Source organism: Sphingobium sp. TKS (assembly GCF_001563265.1).
In the GTDB taxonomy this organism is placed as follows: Bacteria; Pseudomonadota; Alphaproteobacteria; order Sphingomonadales; family Sphingomonadaceae; genus Sphingobium.
In genome coordinates this window covers 542597-559585 of sequence record NZ_CP005083.1, presented here as the reverse complement: position 1 = coordinate 559585, position 16989 = coordinate 542597, and the positions used below count along the sequence as shown (strand labels likewise).

The following is a 16989-nucleotide window of genomic DNA, read 5'->3' as shown; positions in this document are numbered from 1 at the left end:
ACCGAGCGAAGCAAGAAATAGAGACCCTCAGTGATGCACCACATCCGCGGACGGATTAACAACAGCATCAAGATCATCAACGAAAAACGGTTGATTAAAGCGCAAGGGTGTGGATCGGCCTGGAGACGGAACCCGCTTAGATTTCGGCCAAGCCGCTGAAAGTGAACTAAAAATGCTACGGCGCCGGGGTCCCGATCGGCGCCGGTTCGAACCCCAGCACTATCTCAATTTCGCACGTTATTTCAGATAGTTGTGCTGCGCAAGGGCAGGGTTACGCATCGGCGCCGATCCACAGGCAGGGTTACGCATCGGCGCCGATCCACATGCTGGACGTGTTACATCGGGTTCGGATTGAAATTGACCTTAATTTATCATATATGACGCACTAAGCGGTGTCAGCGGTCATATATGGATAATTGAGATGAGCTCGCCCAAGTCGAAATCCGCGCTCGCAAGGCTCGGCCGGGATATGCGCGCAGCGCGCCTGCGCCGCAATATCGCGCGCGCGGACCTTGCGGTGCGCGCGGGCACCTCGGCGAGCACGATCGTGAGGCTGGAAAGCGGCGATCCGGGCGTAGGCATCGGCACGCTTGCCGATGTCCTCGTCGCGCTGGGCCTGATCGATCGTCTCGCCGATCTTGTCGATGTCCGTCACGACGAGCTTGGCCTCGCGCTGGCCGCCGAGAAGCTGCCGCAGCGCGGCCGCACCTTTGCCTCGACCCTTCGCCGCCAAAAGAAGAAGGGCGAGACGAAGTCCGCGTCCGGCGGGGCCGAGGTTAATCCTGACGGCGTCGCCTTCTGATGGCCGACTGGTTCGCGAAGGTCGCGCTCGGCGAGAAGCTGATCCAGGTCGGAGAGCTGCGCTACACCCGCACGGGTCCGCGCCAGTTCTCGGTCTTTTCCTATGATCCGGCCTGGGCGGCGAGCGCGGCGGCCTTCGCGCTGCAGCCCGACCTCCCGCTCGAAGGCGGCCCTTTCCATGCCTCGAGCCAGTCCGGCAATGTCCGCGACGCGCTTGCCGGCGGCATCGCTGACGCCGCGCCCGACACATGGGGGCGAACGCTGCTCGAGCGGACCTATGGCGCGGGCCTTTCGGAATTCGAATATCTCACTCTTTCCGACGACAGTTGCCGGCAGGGCGCGCTGCGCTTCGTCGACGATCAGGGCACGGTCATTCAGGGCGGCGCGCCCGAAGCGGTCCCGCGCCTTGTCGATCTCGAAGCGATTACAGGCATCGCCCGCGCTTATGAGCAGGGCAAGGAGGTCTCCGCGGCCGATATGCAGGCCCTCGCGGGCGCCGGCGGCTCGGGCGGTGCCCGCCCGAAAGCCAATGTTATCGACGATGGCACGCTTTGGCTCGCCAAGTTTACCTCGGTCCACGACCAGCAGCCCGTCGAGCGGGTCGAGGTCACAACGCTCCGCCTCGCCGCTTCCTGCGGCATCCGCGTGCCCGACGTCCGCCTCGAACTCGTCGATACGCCCTTCCCAGTCGCTCTCATCAAGCGGTTCGACCGGCAGGGTGCGGGCCGCATCCCCTATATCTCCGCGCGCACGGCCCTTGGCAAAACCGGAGTCGAGCTTGGCTCCTATACCGAAATCGCCGACTTCATCCGGCAAGCCGGACCCAATCCGGTCGAAGACTTCCTCGAAATCTATCGGCGCCTCATCTTCACCATCCTGGTCTCCAACAAGGACGACCATCTCAAGAACCACGGTTTCCTCTACGTTGGCGCGGACAAATGGCGCCTCTCCCCCATGTTCGACGTCAATCCCGCGCCCGATCGCAACCCGCACCTCGAAACAGCAATCTTCGAAGGCGGCGGTCACGAACGGTCCATCCTGCGAGCGCTCGAAGCTGCGGAATTCTTCGAGATCGCCGACGCGGACGCGCGCGCACTCATCCGCGACATGGCGCAGCGGATAGCCGCCACGTGGCGCGACGCACTCCGCGCGACAGGCATCACCGGCGCGCTCGCCAAGCATTACGAACCAGCCTTCGTTCACGACGAAGCAGGCATAGCGCTTTGTCTTTAATTTCCATATTTGGTAAACACTACACCTCAGTTTGTCATATCTGACATTTTATAATGTCATGGCTATGCAGCGGCCGGAAGCTGGCGTCGCCGGCCGGGAGTGAAACGCTCGCCATCAGCTTCTCGCAAATGCCAGCAGCGGCGCGAAGTCGTGCTGGTCGGCCGCGCGGAGCGCAGCGATATATTCGGCCTGCAAAGTGCCGATGTCGCGCAGCGTCCCGCCGCCCCAGCTGAAGGGCGCGCCGCCGAGCTGGACGATGAGCGAATCCGCCACCAGCCGAGCGTGTCGGCCGTTGCCGTTAGGGAAGGGGTGGATCGCGACCAGCCCGTGGTGCAGCCGGACCGCGATTTCGTCCGGCGGGAAGGACCCATTGTCCACCCAGTAACGCGCGTCTCGCAGCAAACCCCCAAGCTGAATGTGGATCTGCACAGGATCGATGCCGATATTCTTACCCGTTTTCCGGGTCGAACCCGCCCACGACCAGACGTCACCGAACATCCGCTTGTGCAGCTCGAATACAAACCCTTCGGTCAGGATGTCAGCGTCGCGGCGTCGTTCGGTCCAGGCAACCGCGCCATCAATATTGGCCTGTTCGGCTTCGTTCAGATCCGCGCGGGTCGTGATCCAGGTCTGCAGCAGTCCCTCGCGCTCTTCGGCGTCGAGAGGTGTCGCGTCATCGGGCTGCGCGAACAGATCGGTCACAGCGACTCCCAAAGGTCACGATCGCGCAGGGCCGTGTCGATATAGGTCTGGACTCGCTTCTCCAGATCGCGGTCGACCTGCTGATCCTCGAGCGCCATCGAGTGAGAGACGCGCCGCAGCGCCCGCAGGGCAATGTCACGCGCCCGGTGGTCCACCATCTCTGTAAGGCTCGTTTTGGGCACCAGGGCATAGACCAGGATACAGTCCATCGCTTCGGCCGCCCGGCGCAGCGTGTTGAGCTGGATCTTGCCACTTGCTTCCGAGCGCTCGAGGCTGACGATGCCTTGCGCCGTCATGCCGAGCCTTCGAGCCAGCTGCGCCCCGGTCATGCCGATCGCATCGCGGATCGCGCGTACCCATCCTTTGGGGGGCATGGCAAAGCGCTCGATCGGCTTGATCGAGGCCAGTTTACTGTCGAGCCGCTCTCGGGCTCGGTTTCGAATTGCAGGTTTCATAAGGTCCTGCCTTTATAATCCTTGTCAATCCATCAAGCTGAGACTTGATATTATAAGCTATTTGATAAAGCCATAACTTTAATAAAATTCTTGTGAGATAAATACAGGAGTTTACAGGGGTCATTTGCGGGAGGGGGCGAAATCCTACGCTAAGCCGAGGACGCGCTTTCCATAGTCCCGGAGTTCGCCCTTGGGGCCGACATAGCGGTAGAGAGTGACGCGCTCGATCCCGAGTTCCTTGCAGAGGTCGGAGACGGACGTGTCGCGCTGGGTCATAGCGGCTTGGGCGAGACGCACCTGAGCCTTGGACAAGGCGAACTTGCGGCCTCCCTTTCGGCCGCGCGCGCGAGCAGCGGCCAGGCCAGCCATGGTGCGCTCGCGGATCATATCCCGCTCGAACTCCGCCAGCGTGGCGAAAATGCCGAACACCATGCGGCCCGACGGCGTCGTGGTGTCGATTTGCGCGCCCTTGCCGGTGAGAACCCTCAAGCCAATGCCGCGATCGGACAGGTTCTGCAACGTGTTGACAAGATGGGTGAGCGTTCGGCCGAGCCGATCGAGCTTCCAGACGATCAGGACGTCGCCAGCGCGCAACGATTTGAGGCAGGCGGCGAGACCGGGGCGGTCATCGCGGCTACCGGACGCGCGATCATCATAGATTTTATCCGGCCCGACGCCGGCGGCATGGAGGGCGTCGTGCTGCAGGTCGAGCGACTGCGAGCCATCGGCTTTGGAGACGCGGGCATAGCCGATCAGCATGGATCACAAACGAAGGTTTGAGGTGGCGGGGCGAGCATAGGCATTTGACTACGCCATTGTGTATCTCAACCAGCATCGCAATCAAGCTATCTCAAACATTGAGTCGGAAAGAAAAGGAACATGCATGCCCCGTCGCGTGACCCTGACCGATCGCCAGCGCGACGCGCTACTCCGTTTGCCGGTCGATCAGGGCGAGTTGCTGCGTCATTACACCCTCAGCGATGAGGATCTCGGGCATATCCGGCAGCGTCGTCGCGACCACAACCGTTTCGGCTTCGCACTGCAACTGTGCGTGCTACGCTTTCCCGGTCGGGTGCTGGCACCGGGCGAAGTGATCCCGGCGCCAGTGACAGATTTTATCGCAGCCCAACTCGGGCTGAGTGGCGATGATCTGCTGCCCTATGCCACGCGCGAGGAAACGCGGCACGAGCATCTGGCAGACCTGCGCAGAATCTATGGCTACCGGGCCTTTTCAGGTCGCGGCGCGCGGGATCTGCGTGAATGGATCGCGCGAGAGGCCGAGACGGCAACATCGAACGAGGATCTCGCCCGCCGCTTTGTCGTGGAATGCCGCCGCACCCGCACGATTCTTCCGGCGCCCTCAACGTTCGAGCGGCTGTGCGCCGACGCATTGGTCGATGCCGAGCGCCGCATTGAGGAGCGTATCGCTGGACGGATCTCGCCCGCCCTCGGCGAGCAATTGGCTTGCCTGCTGGAGGATACGGTGGACGGCCGTATTACCCGGTTTGTCTGGCTGCGGCAATTTGAGGTGGGCGCGAACTCCGCCGCTGCCAACCGGCTGATGGATCGACTGGAATATCTCCAGGACGTCGATCTTCCCGCAGACCTCGTGTCCGGTGTGCCGCCGCACAGAGTGGCCCGGTTGCGCCGGCAGGGCGAGCGCTATTATGCAGATGGTATGCGCGACCTGCCCGAAGAAAGGCGGCTAGCGATCCTCGCGGTGTGTGCGCTGGAATGGCGGGCATCGCTGGCCGATGTCGTCGTGGAAACCCATGACCGCATCGTCGGTCGCCTCTATCGAGCGTCCGAGCGCCTTTGCAGCACCAGGATCGCCGACGAAAAGGCGGCCGTGCGGGACACGCTGAAATCCTTTGCCGAAATCGGCGGCGCATTGCTGGGGGCACAGGACGATGGCGCGGCGCTGGACGGGATCATCGCCATGGGGCTTGGCTGGGAGCGGTTCAGAACCCTCGTCGCCACAGCCTCCGCACTGACCAACGTACTTGCGGCCGATCCGCTCAGCCGCGTGCTGGACGGCTATCACCGCTTCCGCCTCTACGCACCCCGGATGCTGCGCCTGCTCAACATGCAGGCGGCGCCGATTGCCACGCCCCTTTTGGCGGCAGTCGCAATCCTGCAACGCGGGATCAAAGCCGCGCCGCCAATCGACTTCCTCCGCCCGAACTCGAAATGGCATCGCCATCTTCGCGCTCAACCCGTCGGCGACCACCGGCTGTGGGAGATCGCGGTGCTGTTCCATATCCGCGATGCCTTTCGGTCCGGCGACATATGGCTGGCGGGGTCGCGTCGCTATGCCGACCTCAAGCAAATACTGGTCCCGGCCCAGTTGATAGAACAGACCGCTCGCCTCACCGTGCCGCTGCGACCGCATGAATGGCTGGCGGAACGCAAGGCCCGACTGGATGAACGGTTGAAGGAACTGGGTCGTGCGGCCCGGGCCGGGGCGATCCCCGGCGGCATCATCGAGAATGGCAGGCTTCATATCGACAAGCTCAAGGCCGACACGCCGGAAGGTGCAGAGGATCTCGTGCTCGATCTATACCGGCAGCTTCCGCCCGCAAGGATTACCGACCTGTTATTGGAAGTCGATGAGCGGACCGGATTTTCCGAAGCCTTCACCCATTTGCGCACCGGCGCGCCCTGCGTGGACCGGATAGGGCTGATGAACGTTCTGCTGGCGGAGGGCGTCAATCTTGGCCTGCGCAAGATGGCGGCTGCGACCAACACGCACAGTTTCTGGGAATTGCTGCGGATCGCACGCTGGCATGTCGAAGGCAGTTCCTATGATCGGGCACTTGCCATAATAGTCGAGGCGCATGGTACGCTTCCCATGGCCGCATTCTGGGGACAGGGGCACTCCGCCTCCAGCGATGGACAATTCTTCCTCGCCACCGAGCAGGGCGAAGCGATGAACATGGTCAACGCCAAATACGGCAATATCCCAGGCCTGAAAGGATACAGCCATGTCTCCGATCAATATGCACCGTTTGCTACCCAGGTCATTCCGGCGACCGTCAGCGAGGCACCCTATATTCTCGATGGGCTGCTCATGAACGACGCAGGCCGCCATGTCCGTCAGCATTTCGCTGACACCGGCGGTTTTACCGATCACGTCTTCGCCGCCTGCTCACTTCTCGGCTACAGGTTCGCGCCGCGCATCCGCGACCTACCGCAAAAAAGGCTCTATGCCTTCACCCCCGGTGCGACGCCAGCCAATGTGCGGGGCCTGGTCGGCGGGAAAATCAAAGAGCCGCTTATCGAGCGGAACTGGCCCGACATCCTTCGCGTCATGGCCACGATCGCCGCCGGCATGGTCGCCCCCAGCCAGATTCTCCGCAAGCTGGCTTCCTACCCTCGCCAGAATGAATTGGCCCTTGCTCTTCGGGAAGTCGGCCGTGTCGAACGGACTCTGTTCATGATCGACTGGATTCTCGACGCCGGCTTGCAGCGCCAAGCCCAGATCGGCCTCAACAAAGGCGAAGCCCATCATGCGCTGAAGCGCGCGATCAGCTTCCATCGGCGCGGCGAAATCCGGGATCGATCGGGAGAAGGTCAGCATTATCGCATCGCCGGCATGAACCTGCTGGCCGCCATCATCATCTTCTGGAATACGATGAAGCTCGGAGAGGTCGTCAGCAGCCGAGCCGCTAATGGCGCCGCCGTCGCGCCCGATCTCCTCGCCCATGTCTCACCACTGGGCTGGGAACACATCAACCTCACCGGCGAATATCGCTGGCCAAAATCCTTAGCGTAGGTTTTCGCCCCCTCCCGCAAACGCCCCCTTTACACGTGGGGGCTCGACAGCTCGACGCCGTCCCAACGAGGACGGCCACTATCAGGCGGCGAACAGCTTCAGCAAAGCGCGCAGTCGCTCGGCATCCTGATTGTCGTTCGCGAGAACCTTGGCGACTTCGATCAGCAGTTGCTCGTCGCTCGCCGCCCTTTCCCGCTCCGCATCCGTGACGATCGCTTCGACGCCGGCCAGCTTCCACATCAACGCGGTCTGGTCTGGCGCCGACATCAGGATCAAGGTGCTTTCCAGCGCGCACAGGATATTCATAGGCGTTCGCTTTCATCACAGGCCGCATCCCAGCCGAAGCGCTCACAATCGGCCCGGTAAGCCCTCCCCTTATTTCCTCAGGCAGCGTCGACCATGACGATCTCGCTATCCTCCACCGCAGTGACACGAATCACATCGACATCCTTGATCGCGGCACCGTCACGGGCGTTAACCTGTACCTCGTCGATCTTGATCACCCCGGTAGCGGGAACCAAATAGGCCTTGCGGTCCTTGCCGATCGGATATTCGGCACTCTCTCCAGCCTTCAGGGAAGCGGCAACGATGCGAGCGTCCGTACGAATCGGCAGGGCCTCATTGTCGTTCTCGTAGCCGGACGCCAGCGTGATGAAATGGCCGGCGCGATCGCCCTTCGGGAACGGACGGGCGCCCCAGCTTGGCGCATCGCCGTTCCTGGTCGGCACAATCCAGATCTGGAAGATTTTCGTGGTGACATCCTCGAGATTATATTCGGAGTGGCGCACGCCGGATCCGGCGCTCATAACCTGAACGTCGCCAGCTTCGGTCCGACCCTTGTTGCCCAGACTGTCCTCATGCGTGATGGCGCCTTCGCGAACATAGGTGATGATCTCCATGTCGCGGTGTGGATGCGGCGGAAAGCCGGTCTTGGGCGCGATCGTGTCGTCGTTCCAGACACGCAGGTTGCCCCAGTTCATGCGCGCGGGATCGTGATACCCGCCGAAAGAGAAGTGATGCTTGGCATCGAGCCAGCCGTGGTTGGCGCCGCCGAGGTCTGCGAAGGGGCGAACTTCGATCATGTGATGTCTCCTTTCGAACAGCGTCAGGCTGTCGTTGGAGCTGTTTTAGGCCTTGCGAGAACTTCGATGCAGATAGATAAAGTCGGCGCATTCGTTCGAGAAAGTAGAACAATGAACTCACCCGGCACACCGACATTCGACCAGATCCGGATTTTTCTCACCATCGTCGATCTTGGCAGCTTCGCTGCTGCCGCGCGCAAACTCAATCGCGCGGTGTCGGTGATCAGCTATGGCATCGCCAACCTGGAGACGCAGCTCGGGCTGACGCTGTTCGATCGGGAGGGTACCCGCAAGCCCCAGTTGACCGTGGAGGGCCGCGCCTTGCTCGCCGAGGCGCGCAGCATATCGCATGGCTTTGATGGACTGCGGGCAAAGGTGAAGGGCTTGCTCGACGGGCTGGAGGCGGAGGTCGACCTGGCGGTCGACGTCATGGTGCCGTCCGAGCGGCTGGGAAAGGTCCTGCGCAATTTTGCGACGGAGTTTCCGACGGTTCAGCTTCGCCTGCATGTCGAGGCATTGGGCGCAATCACCGCCATGGTACTGGATCGTGGCGCGGCGATCGGGATTTCCGGGCCATTGGCGGCCGGCGTCGAGGGCGTCGAGTGCATTGCCGCCGGTTCGGTCCCGATGGTCCCGGTCGCAGCGCCCGATCATCCGCTTGGTCGGATGGAACGCATCCCTCCCGGCGCCGGGCGCGAGCATACCCAGTTAGTGCTGACGGATCGCTCCCGCTTCACCGAGGGGCAGGATTATTCGGTGATGAGTCCCAAGACCTGGCGCCTGGCCGATTTGGGCGCCAAGCATGCGCTGCTGCGCGAGGGAATTGGGTGGGGCAACATGCCGCTGCCGATGATCGAACCCGACCTTGTCGATGGCACCTTGGTCCGCCTCGTGATGCCGGATCACATTGGGGGAACCTATCGCTTCGCGGGTGTGTGGCGCAGAGATGCGCCACCGGGACCTGCCGCCTCCTGGCTGCTCGATCAGTTCGTCGCGCTGGGTGCGAACGACAAGGAACTGGAGGGTATGGGTGATGTCTGATCATCCCGAAGGCAGGCCGAAGCGCGGCATGCGGTCGGGCCGACTCGAGGCCTTCACCGATGGCGTGGTCGCGATCATCATCACGATCATGGTGCTCGAGTTGAAGGTGCCGCAGGAAGGCACGCTCGCGGCGCTGTCGGACAGCATGCCGATCCTGCTCGCCTACGTCCTGTCCTTCATCAATGTCGGCCTGTATTGGAATAACCATCACCACCTGATGCAGGCGACCCAGCGAATTGACGGTCGCGTCCTGTGGGCGAACCTCTTCCTGCTGTTCTGGCTGTCGCTTGTGCCTTTCGTCATCCGGTGGTTCGATGCCAGCAGCTTCTCGGCGATGGCGACGGCGTCCTATCAGGCCGTTGACGAAGTCGGCGGTGGCTGATTCAGTGCGGCAGTGGGATTGTCTGGCGGGTTAGCGGCGATGGCGATGGGGCGTGATAGCGAGGTCCAGTCCGATTTGATCGTGACGTGGGCGGAGATACCGCGTTCACCGGGGCATGTTTTCTACGACAAGCTCCAGAAGCTGCTGGCCGAGGCGGGCTTCGATGGCTTTGTCGAGAAGACGTGCAAGCCCTATTATGCGCCGCGGATGGGAGCCCCGTCGCTGCCGCCGGGCCGCTATTTCCGCATGCTGCTGATCGGCTATTTCGAGGGCATCGACAGCGAACGCGGGATTGTCTGGCGCTGTTCGGATTCGCTGTCGCTGCGGGAGTTCCTGCGACTGTCGAGCCGCGACAAGGTCCCTGATCATAGCTGGTTGTCGAAGACGCGGAGCCGCCTGCCGCACGAGGTACATGACCAGATCTTCGGCTGGGTACTGGCCCTCGTCGCCGGGCACGATCTGGTGAAAGGCGAGCGGATCGGCGTCGATGGCTCGACCATGGAGGCGAACGCCGCGCTGCGTACCATCGTGCGGCGTGACAATGGCGAGACCTACCGCGAGATGCTGGTGCGCATGGCGCAAGAGAGCGGCATCGACACGCCGACGATCGACGACCTTGTCCGGCTCGATCGCAAACGCAAGGGCAAGAAGCTGTCGAATGCGGACTGGGCGAGCAAGACCGATCCCGACGCGAAGGTCGCGCGGATGAAGAACGGCTCGACGCGTCTGGCCTACAAGCCCGAACACGCGGTCGATCTCGACACGGGTGTTATCGTGGCAGCGCCGATCCACCCGGCCGACAAGGGCGACACGACAACGCTCGACGCCACGCTGGAGACGGCAGCACGCAACCTCGCCGACATTGGCCTGGCGCCGACGTCCGGGGATCCCTGCGATCTTGTGACCGATAAAGGCTATCATTCGCGCGAGCTCCTCAAGGGTCTCGACGGCGACATCTGGAAGACGCGCATCGCCGAGCCGGCACCGCCGAATGGATATCTGCGCTGGCACGGCGACGAGGCTGCCCAGAAGGCCGTCTACGCCAATCGGTCTCGCCTGAAATCCGCCGTCGGACGCAAGGCGATGCGCAAGCGTGGTGAGATGGTCGAGCGTAGCTTTGCCCACGTCCTGGATCGCGGCGGCATGCGCCGCGCGTGGCTGCGCGGGCGCGAGAATGTTCACAAGCGTTATTTGATCCACGTCGCCGGGTTCAATCTTGGCATTCTCATGCGCGCCCTGTTCGGTTGCGGCACTCCGAGGGGCGCCAGGGGCGCATCCAAGGCATTCTTGTTCGTAGTTCAGACCGATGTTGCGCTCGTCATCGCCCTCGTCGCCGAGTTCGACGGAGAAAGGGCCATGCTCCTCATCGTTTTTACCCCTGAAGGCGCTGACAGACCCGGCTGAAAACCGACTTCGTCACCGCGCTGCTATGGCGTCGTGCTGGGAATGGCAGCGATTGGCTATGAACTCACCGAGTGGTCGATCATCGCCTGCAATGGCCATCAGTCGGCTGTGGCGAAGGCCATCGGGCGCGATTGGAAGGGCAAGATCAGCCTTGCCCTCTACGCCGTCGCTGTGCCCGCGGCATTCTTCGCTCGGCCGGTGGCGATCATTCTCTATGTCGCAGTGCTGCTGTTCTGGCTCGCGCCCGACCGCAGGATCGAGCGCGCACTGGAGGATTAGAGGGGCTTGGCGGCGGCCGGGTGAAGCATGCAGGCGATCGTGCCCGCGAAGATCAGCCCGCCGGCGAGGATGAGCGGGGCAACCAGCCCGCCATGGGTGACGAGATAGGCGCCGATCGCCGCACCGAGGAAGATGGCGGCCACACTAGCGATGCGGCGTGCCCAGTTGGGGTTGGCACCGCCAGCGACGCTGGAATCGGCAGCAAGACCGGTGATGGTGAGCGTGAGGACGGTCGTGGTGAGGTCGGGAACCTTCAACTGGCGGATGGTCGCATTGCGGAAGCCCATGGCGAGCCCGGTCAGCGCGATGATGACATACACGCTCGACCCTGGGGTTTGCGTGGCGATGTCGAACCCGACTGCGACGCCCGCAGCGATCCAGAGGAGGACGGCTTCGGCGGAGGCGGCGACGAGCAACCAACGGCGAAGGGGTGAGCGGGCATGGCGCTTGCCGACGCGGCCGGCAATCAGCGCGCCGACCATGAACGACGCGATGGCAAAGACATAAGGCGCGATCTTGAATCCCGGCGCGCCGCTGGCAGCGAAACCGAGGAAGACGACGTTGCCAGTCATGTTCGCCGTGAAGACCTTGCCCAGGCCCAGCACCGATATGGCATCGACAAGGCCCGTCGTCACCGAGAGGAGCAGTAACAGCCAGGGAAGCGGCGATGCGGCGGGCTTTTCGAGGGTCATGACGGTCTCCGTGAATGTCTATGACCTCCGTCTAACCGCTGTCACCACATCGATGCAGTGGAATAAGATCGATCCTGTCTTTCGATAAAATCGAATAGCAAAGTCAAAAGCGAAAGTTGCTTTCCATGCCCAGCATGGCGATCGTCTTGGCAGGACCGGTCTCACGGATGAAGGCGCCCGGTGCGAAGGCGGACAAGGATGCCGACAATTCCCACTCGGGCATCGCCTGCCAGGCGATCGTCGCTTCGGCCTCCTTGCCGATGAAGCGTGCCTTGCTGCCGCCTGCATCGCGGATCAGATTGCCGGGTATGTCGTACACGCCGTCCGCAATGCTGTACCGCCAGTACGCCATGCCGGCGAGGCTGACTGACACACCACCACCCAACGTACCGTTGATGCGCGGATTGACGCTGATGATATTGGTCGGACCGACCGGCGAAAGCTCGCCGAAATACTTCCCCTTGGGGAAGAGCGCGTTGAACGTGCCGATCTTGCCATCGCCCGCCTTGCCATCGCCGCTGACGACATTGACCCGCAATGTCGCGTCCGGAGCGAAGGTGAGCGCGGCAAACCTGTGGCCGACCTCCGTGCCCAGCGTCCATGCCGAGATCCGCTGCCCTTCGAAATGGCCGAACTGCGCCACCCCCTCGACATTCCAATGCCAGTTGCCACGCACGCCGTTTGATCGCAGGCCGATGCTATGTCGAATTTCGCGCCCTGTCAGTCCACCAAAGCGCGCAAGCCGGTTACGGTAGCCGAGGTAGTAAAGGTCCAGCTCCGGGAGCGTGACATAGGCGCCCCATAACGCCTTGTCTTGAGAGGTTGCGTCGTCGAAGCTGCCGGGACCGGGCTGGACGGGCCGCATGTTCAGCAGGCTGATCCTGGCACGCCCGACCGTGCCGTCTGCCCGCACGCCATCGAAGGCGAGCGGGACATTGGGGCCGTAGCGCGTCCCGACTAACCGTTCGGTGCCGAGCGACAGCATCTGGCGGCCGGCACGCACTGTGACCGGGCCGAGGTCGACCTCGCCGAACCCCTGGAGCAGATCGACCCGCGTCTGATCTATCGGGCTGGCCGATGGGGAGACGCCGAGCGCGTAGGCCAGGATCGGCTGCACGAAAGCTCGCACCTTGCCCACATGCAGATCGGCATAGGGCAGCGCGCGCAACCAAAGATAGCTGTCATCCGGCACGCCCGCACCGCCCCAGAGATTATTCTGATAATTCTCGGTGCGGGCGCGCAGTTCGATGCCGGTGCTCAACCAACTGTCGTCGCCGAGCGGGATATATTTGAGCGGACCGGTCCAGTGATGCGCGCGTTTCTGCGCATCGGCGAGATCGGACCAGTCCTCGTCATAGCGTGTGATGCTGAGCGTGGGGGCCTGCCATGCCTCGCGCTGCTGGGCGCTGGCCGGCGCCGCCAAGGCGCCTGCCAGCAGCCCGGCAGCGATGAGACTCCTAAGCACGTCGCCGCTCCCGTTCGGCAACGAGTGCCACCAGCACGAAGCCGCCGACCAGCCCGACATGCTCGAAGAAGGCATTGGTCGCCATGAAGCGCTCCTGCCCCGCCGGCATCGCCCAGAAGGCATTGGCGGTGAAGGCGGCGAGCAGCGTGAAGACGCCCAGCATGCCAGCACCCAGCCAGACAAAGCGACCGGTCAAGATCAGGATCGGCCCGACAATCTCTATGCCGATGGTCAGCGCCGCCCAGAAGGCAGGCGGGCTCATGCCGAAATGGGCCTGTTCGGCGACGGCTGCTGGCCAATCGGTCGCCTTGACGACGCCGCCCAGCAGATAGGCGCCGACCAGCGCGAGCCGCGCGAGGAACCAGGTGGGGCGCCAGTCGAGGATCGCGTCGACGAAGCGGGGTTCATCCGCGCCGGTCACGGCTTCACCAGCGCATGGATCTCGGCGATGTAGCCGCCGGGGAAGCGGACGATCGCAGACTGGCGATCACTTTCTGCATGCGCGGGCACGAGCGTCTCGACGCCTGCTGTTGTCGCCTTGGCGAGCGTCGCCGGCAGATCGCTAACCTCATATTCCGTCATGTCGCGGCCATAGGGCCAGGGAAGCTGGCCGTCGGAAACGATCACGGCCATCTTGCCATAGCCCGACGTCATCCGGATACGGCGATAGCTCTTGCTTGGCTGGCCGATCTCCGCGCCCGGTGCGGCCCTGTCGTCGGAAGTGACCGTCGCATGGGCGAAGCCGCGCCACTGCTTCACGAACTGGTCTGCAGCATCAGCGGTCAGGTAGATGCGGTTCTCCGGCACGGTCCCGAGGGCAGGATAGTTGGGCTTCGCGGTGTGCCAGTAGAACTGCATGTTCACGCCGCCCGCCCATTGCACCACGACATCGCGGCCGATGGGATCGGGAAAGCTGGTGATAAGACGCGCCGCGCCATGCCGCATGGCGGAAGCGACGGCGGCATCGAAGTCGGTCACGAGATAGCCAGTGCGTTCGGCACCGAACGGGACCGGGATCGGGGTGACGAAACCGAAGACGGAAACGGTGCCGGAGGGGGTCAGCGCAAGCTGTGATTTCGTTTTGCTGTCTGTTGGCGTTACCTGGAAGACGCCCTGCTTGCTCGCGGTGCCGCCGAAGGTGGCGGTGAAGCTGGTGACGAAGCGGTCGAAATCCTCCGGCGCGACATAGACATGGGTAGTGTCATATTGCGGACCGACGGAGAAATCAGTCACCGCGTTCTGCGCGGGTGCCGTGGTTTGCGCAAGCGCGGCGACAGGGCTGCAGGCGACCAGGGCGGTCGCCATCATGAGGACGATGCGGTTCATCTTAGTATCTCCGTTTGGGTAAGTCGGCCGTCCGATGAGGTCGCGAGTATGTTCTACGCGGCCAGAACCGCTCCAACGATCCGAATAAAATCAGAGGCAGCGTTCCAGATTATCGAACAAAGACGGAGCGCCCTCCGATCGGGGGGCGCTCCTCCTCTCAAACGGCCCAGCAGCCGCAGCCCATGACACCCCAGAAGCTCTGAACGTCGGCGGCGGGCACGTCGGCGCAAAGCGCCGCCGCATGATCATGGCCGTGGACGTTGCACGACGAGGCGCAGCCGCATGCCGACGCCATCTTCTTGGCCGTATCATCGCGGCGCCAATGTCCGCCGAAAGTCGCGACCGGCGACCAGTCGGGCATTGCCTTGGGCGCTTCGGGCGCGAGCGGGCCGAAGCTGCCCTCGCCATAGACGATCTTGCCGCCCAGCACGGTCAACACCGAGCGCAGATGCGCGATCTCGCTCTCGGCCACGCTGAAATAATCATCGGACAGCAGCGCCAGGTCGGCCAGCTGGCCAGCCTTGATCTGCCCTTTTTTCCCAACCTCGTTCGAGAACCAAGTGTTCTTCTCGGTCCACAGGCGCAGCGCGGTTTCGCGATCGAGCCGGTTGCGGGTCGGATAAAGCGTCAGACCGCCCACCGTCTTGGACGTCACCAGCCAGCTCAGCGAGACCCAGGGATTGTAGCTGGCGACGCGGGTGGCGTCGGTTCCGGCGCCCACAGGCACGCCCGCATCCATCATGCGCTTGATCGGCGGGGTCGCCTCGGCGGCCTTCGCGCCATAGCGTTCGACGAAATATTCGCCCTGGAAGGCCATACGGTGCTGGACTGCGATACCGCCGCCCAGCTCGGCGATCCGGTCGATATTGCGCTCGCTGATCGTCTCGGCATGGTCGAAGAACCAGTTCAGACCTTGTAGCGGAATGTCCCGGTTCACCTTCTCGAACACGTCGAGCGCGCGGCCGATTGTCTGGTCATAGGTGGCATGCAGCCGCCAGGGCCAGCGGCGCTCGGCCAGCAGGCGGATCACCGGCTCCAGGTCGCCTTCCATCTCCGGCGGCATGTCGGGACGGGCGACGCGAAAATCCTCGAAATCGGCGGCCGAATAGACCAGCATCTCGCCCGCACCATTGTGGCGATAGCTGTCGTCGCCATCGCCCGGTTTGATCTGGATCGACCAGCTGGCGAAGTCCTTCAGCTCTTCCTTCGGCTTCTGCGTGAAGAGGTTATAGGCGATGCGCAGCGTCAGTTCGCCATCTTTGTGCAGCTTGTCGATCACTTCATAATCGTCGGGATAGTTCTGCGATCCGCCGCCCGCGTCGATGACGCTGGTGACGCCCAAGCTGTTCAGCTCGCGCATGAAATGCTTCGTGCTGTTGAGCTGATAGTCCTGCGGTAGCTTGGGCTCCTTCGCCAGCGTCGAATAGAGGATCGTCGCATTGGGTTGGGCCAGCAGCAGACCCGTGGGATTGCCCTGCGCATCGCGGACGATCTCGCCGCCCGGCGGGTTGGGCGTATCCTTGATATAGCCCACCGCCCGCAGCGCGGCGGCGTTCAGCAGCGCGCGATCATAGAGGTGCAGGATGAAGACCGGCGTATCGGGCGCTGCGGCGTTGATCTCCGCGATCGTCGGCAGGCGCTTCTCGGCGAACTGATGCTCAGTGAAGCCGCCGACCACGCGCACCCATTGCGGCGGCGGGGTATTTTCGGCTTGGCGTTTCAGCATGGCCATGGCCTCGGCGAGCGTCGGAACGCCCTCCCAGCGCAGCTCCATATTATAGTTCAGACCGCCGCGGATGACGTGGATGTGGCTGTCGATGAGACCGGGGATCAGGCGACGGCCGCCGGCGTCGACGAGGCGGGCATTGGGCGCGGCGGCGGCCCGCACTTCCTGCTCGGTACCAACGGCGAGGAACCTGCCGTCGCGGATTGCTACCGCCTGCGCCTGCGGATTCTCGCGGTCCAGCGTCGTGACCTTGGCGTTGGTGAGGATGAGATCGGTCTGGGTCATGGCGAAACTTTCCGTGGTGGCAGTCAGGGCGGTTGTGGCGGCGGCGCTGGCAAGCAGCTGGCGACGGGTCATCATGCGTCGCGTTCTCCGTGAGAGGGCAGTTTGCCCAGTACATGATTTACGCAGTCCTGGCGCACGAAGCGGGTCAGTTCAGGAAGGCTGGCGACGCGCTTGGCGACCGGGATCAGCTGTTCTCCGAGCAAGATGCCCGCCAGCCCGACGAGCGCTATAACCGGCGGTGCGGGAGAACGGACGCCCATCAGACTGTAGACGATACCGACGATCAGGCCGGCGCCGAGGGAGAGGATATAGGCTTTCATGTCCGTTCTCCAGCGTTGTCC

18 protein-coding genes are annotated in these 16989 nt (G+C 63.1%); 7 read left to right on the top strand and 11 right to left on the bottom strand.

What is annotated here, in order from left to right; genetic code table 11:
• Window positions 1-421: 421 nt before the first annotated feature.
• Window positions 422-802 (top strand): helix-turn-helix domain-containing protein, encoded by a 381-nt coding sequence (locus K426_RS02875; RefSeq protein WP_066553506.1) that lies wholly within the window; start codon window positions 422-424, stop codon window positions 800-802.
• A complete protein-coding gene (locus K426_RS02870) occupies window positions 802-2034 on the top strand; it encodes a type II toxin-antitoxin system HipA family toxin (protein WP_066553503.1) in 1233 nt (410 codons plus the stop codon). Before K426_RS02875 ends, K426_RS02870 begins: the two co-directional genes overlap by 1 nt.
• Before the next feature lie 114 nt (window positions 2035-2148).
• Here the strand turns inward: K426_RS02870 and K426_RS02865 are convergent, their stop codons facing one another.
• The 3 genes from K426_RS02865 to K426_RS02855 all read right to left on the bottom strand — a co-directional run bounded on the left by K426_RS02865 (window position 2149) and on the right by K426_RS02855 (window position 3950).
• A complete protein-coding gene (locus tag K426_RS02865) occupies window positions 2149-2736 on the bottom strand; it encodes a mobile mystery protein B (protein WP_066553502.1) in 588 nt (195 codons plus the stop codon).
• Window positions 2733-3191, bottom strand: a complete 459-nt coding sequence (locus K426_RS02860) for a mobile mystery protein A (RefSeq protein WP_066553499.1) — start codon at window positions 3189-3191, stop codon at window positions 2733-2735. Before K426_RS02860 ends, K426_RS02865 begins: the two co-directional genes overlap by 4 nt.
• A 144-nt stretch (window positions 3192-3335) precedes the next feature.
• Window positions 3336-3950, bottom strand: coding sequence for a recombinase family protein (locus K426_RS02855; RefSeq protein ID WP_066553497.1), 615 nt, complete (start codon window positions 3948-3950; stop codon window positions 3336-3338).
• Between the two features lie 124 nt (window positions 3951-4074).
• Between K426_RS02855 and K426_RS02850 the strand changes: the two genes are divergently transcribed.
• Window positions 4075-6966, top strand: coding sequence for a Tn3 family transposase (locus tag K426_RS02850; protein WP_066553494.1), 2892 nt, complete (start codon window positions 4075-4077; stop codon window positions 6964-6966).
• Window positions 6967-7047: 81 nt separating this feature from the next.
• Here K426_RS02850 and K426_RS02845 read toward each other — a convergent pair whose 3' ends face one another.
• Window positions 7048-7272 carry a hypothetical protein gene (locus tag K426_RS02845; protein WP_066553482.1) on the bottom strand — a complete coding sequence of 75 codons (225 nt, stop codon included), beginning with the start codon at window positions 7270-7272 and terminating at the stop codon, window positions 7048-7050.
• Window positions 7273-7349: 77 nt separating this feature from the next.
• On the bottom strand, window positions 7350-8048 hold the full coding sequence (locus tag K426_RS02840) for a pirin family protein (RefSeq protein WP_066553479.1): 699 nt from the start codon (window positions 8046-8048) through the stop codon (window positions 7350-7352).
• 111 nt (window positions 8049-8159) lie between these two features.
• Between K426_RS02840 and K426_RS02835 the strand changes: the two genes are divergently transcribed.
• The 4 genes from K426_RS02835 to K426_RS02820 are packed head-to-tail and all read left to right on the top strand — an operon-like array spanning window position 8160 to window position 11154.
• Window positions 8160-9089, top strand: coding sequence for a LysR family transcriptional regulator (locus tag K426_RS02835; RefSeq protein ID WP_066553476.1), 930 nt, complete (start codon window positions 8160-8162; stop codon window positions 9087-9089).
• Window positions 9082-9471: a TMEM175 family protein gene (locus K426_RS02830; protein ID WP_237229906.1), complete on the top strand. Its 390-nt coding sequence runs from the start codon at window positions 9082-9084 to the stop codon at window positions 9469-9471. Before K426_RS02835 ends, K426_RS02830 begins: the two co-directional genes overlap by 8 nt.
• A 39-nt stretch (window positions 9472-9510) precedes the next feature.
• Window positions 9511-10875 carry a transposase gene (locus K426_RS02825; RefSeq protein ID WP_013039168.1) on the top strand — a complete coding sequence of 455 codons (1365 nt, stop codon included), beginning with the start codon at window positions 9511-9513 and terminating at the stop codon, window positions 10873-10875.
• 42 nt (window positions 10876-10917) lie between these two features.
• Window positions 10918-11154, top strand: coding sequence for a hypothetical protein (locus K426_RS02820; RefSeq protein WP_237229905.1), 237 nt, complete (start codon window positions 10918-10920; stop codon window positions 11152-11154).
• Here the strand turns inward: K426_RS02820 and K426_RS02815 are convergent.
• The 6 genes from K426_RS02815 to K426_RS02790 all read right to left on the bottom strand — a co-directional run bounded on the left by K426_RS02815 (window position 11151) and on the right by K426_RS02790 (window position 16968).
• Window positions 11151-11846, bottom strand: coding sequence for a YoaK family protein (locus K426_RS02815; protein ID WP_066553473.1), 696 nt, complete (start codon window positions 11844-11846; stop codon window positions 11151-11153). The genes K426_RS02820 and K426_RS02815 overlap by 4 nt on opposite strands.
• Window positions 11847-11949: 103 nt before the next feature.
• Complete coding sequence (locus tag K426_RS02810) at window positions 11950-13311, bottom strand: alginate export family protein (RefSeq protein WP_066561261.1); 1362 nt, start codon at window positions 13309-13311, stop codon at window positions 11950-11952.
• Window positions 13304-13732 (bottom strand): DoxX family protein, encoded by a 429-nt coding sequence (locus tag K426_RS02805; RefSeq protein ID WP_066553469.1) that lies wholly within the window; start codon window positions 13730-13732, stop codon window positions 13304-13306. Before K426_RS02805 ends, K426_RS02810 begins: the two co-directional genes overlap by 8 nt.
• Window positions 13729-14637 (bottom strand): glyoxalase, encoded by a 909-nt coding sequence (locus tag K426_RS02800; protein WP_066553463.1) that lies wholly within the window; start codon window positions 14635-14637, stop codon window positions 13729-13731. Before K426_RS02800 ends, K426_RS02805 begins: the two co-directional genes overlap by 4 nt.
• Window positions 14638-14794: 157 nt before the next feature.
• The gene (locus tag K426_RS02795; protein WP_066553460.1) at window positions 14795-16723 is read right to left on the bottom strand and encodes an amidohydrolase; all 1929 of its coding nucleotides are present in this window, start codon (window positions 16721-16723) and stop codon (window positions 14795-14797) included.
• A complete protein-coding gene (locus K426_RS02790; protein ID WP_066553457.1) occupies window positions 16720-16968 on the bottom strand; it encodes a XapX domain-containing protein in 249 nt (82 codons plus the stop codon). The genes K426_RS02795 and K426_RS02790 overlap by 4 nt, the downstream gene beginning before the upstream one ends.
• Window positions 16969-16989: the final 21 nt, after the last annotated feature.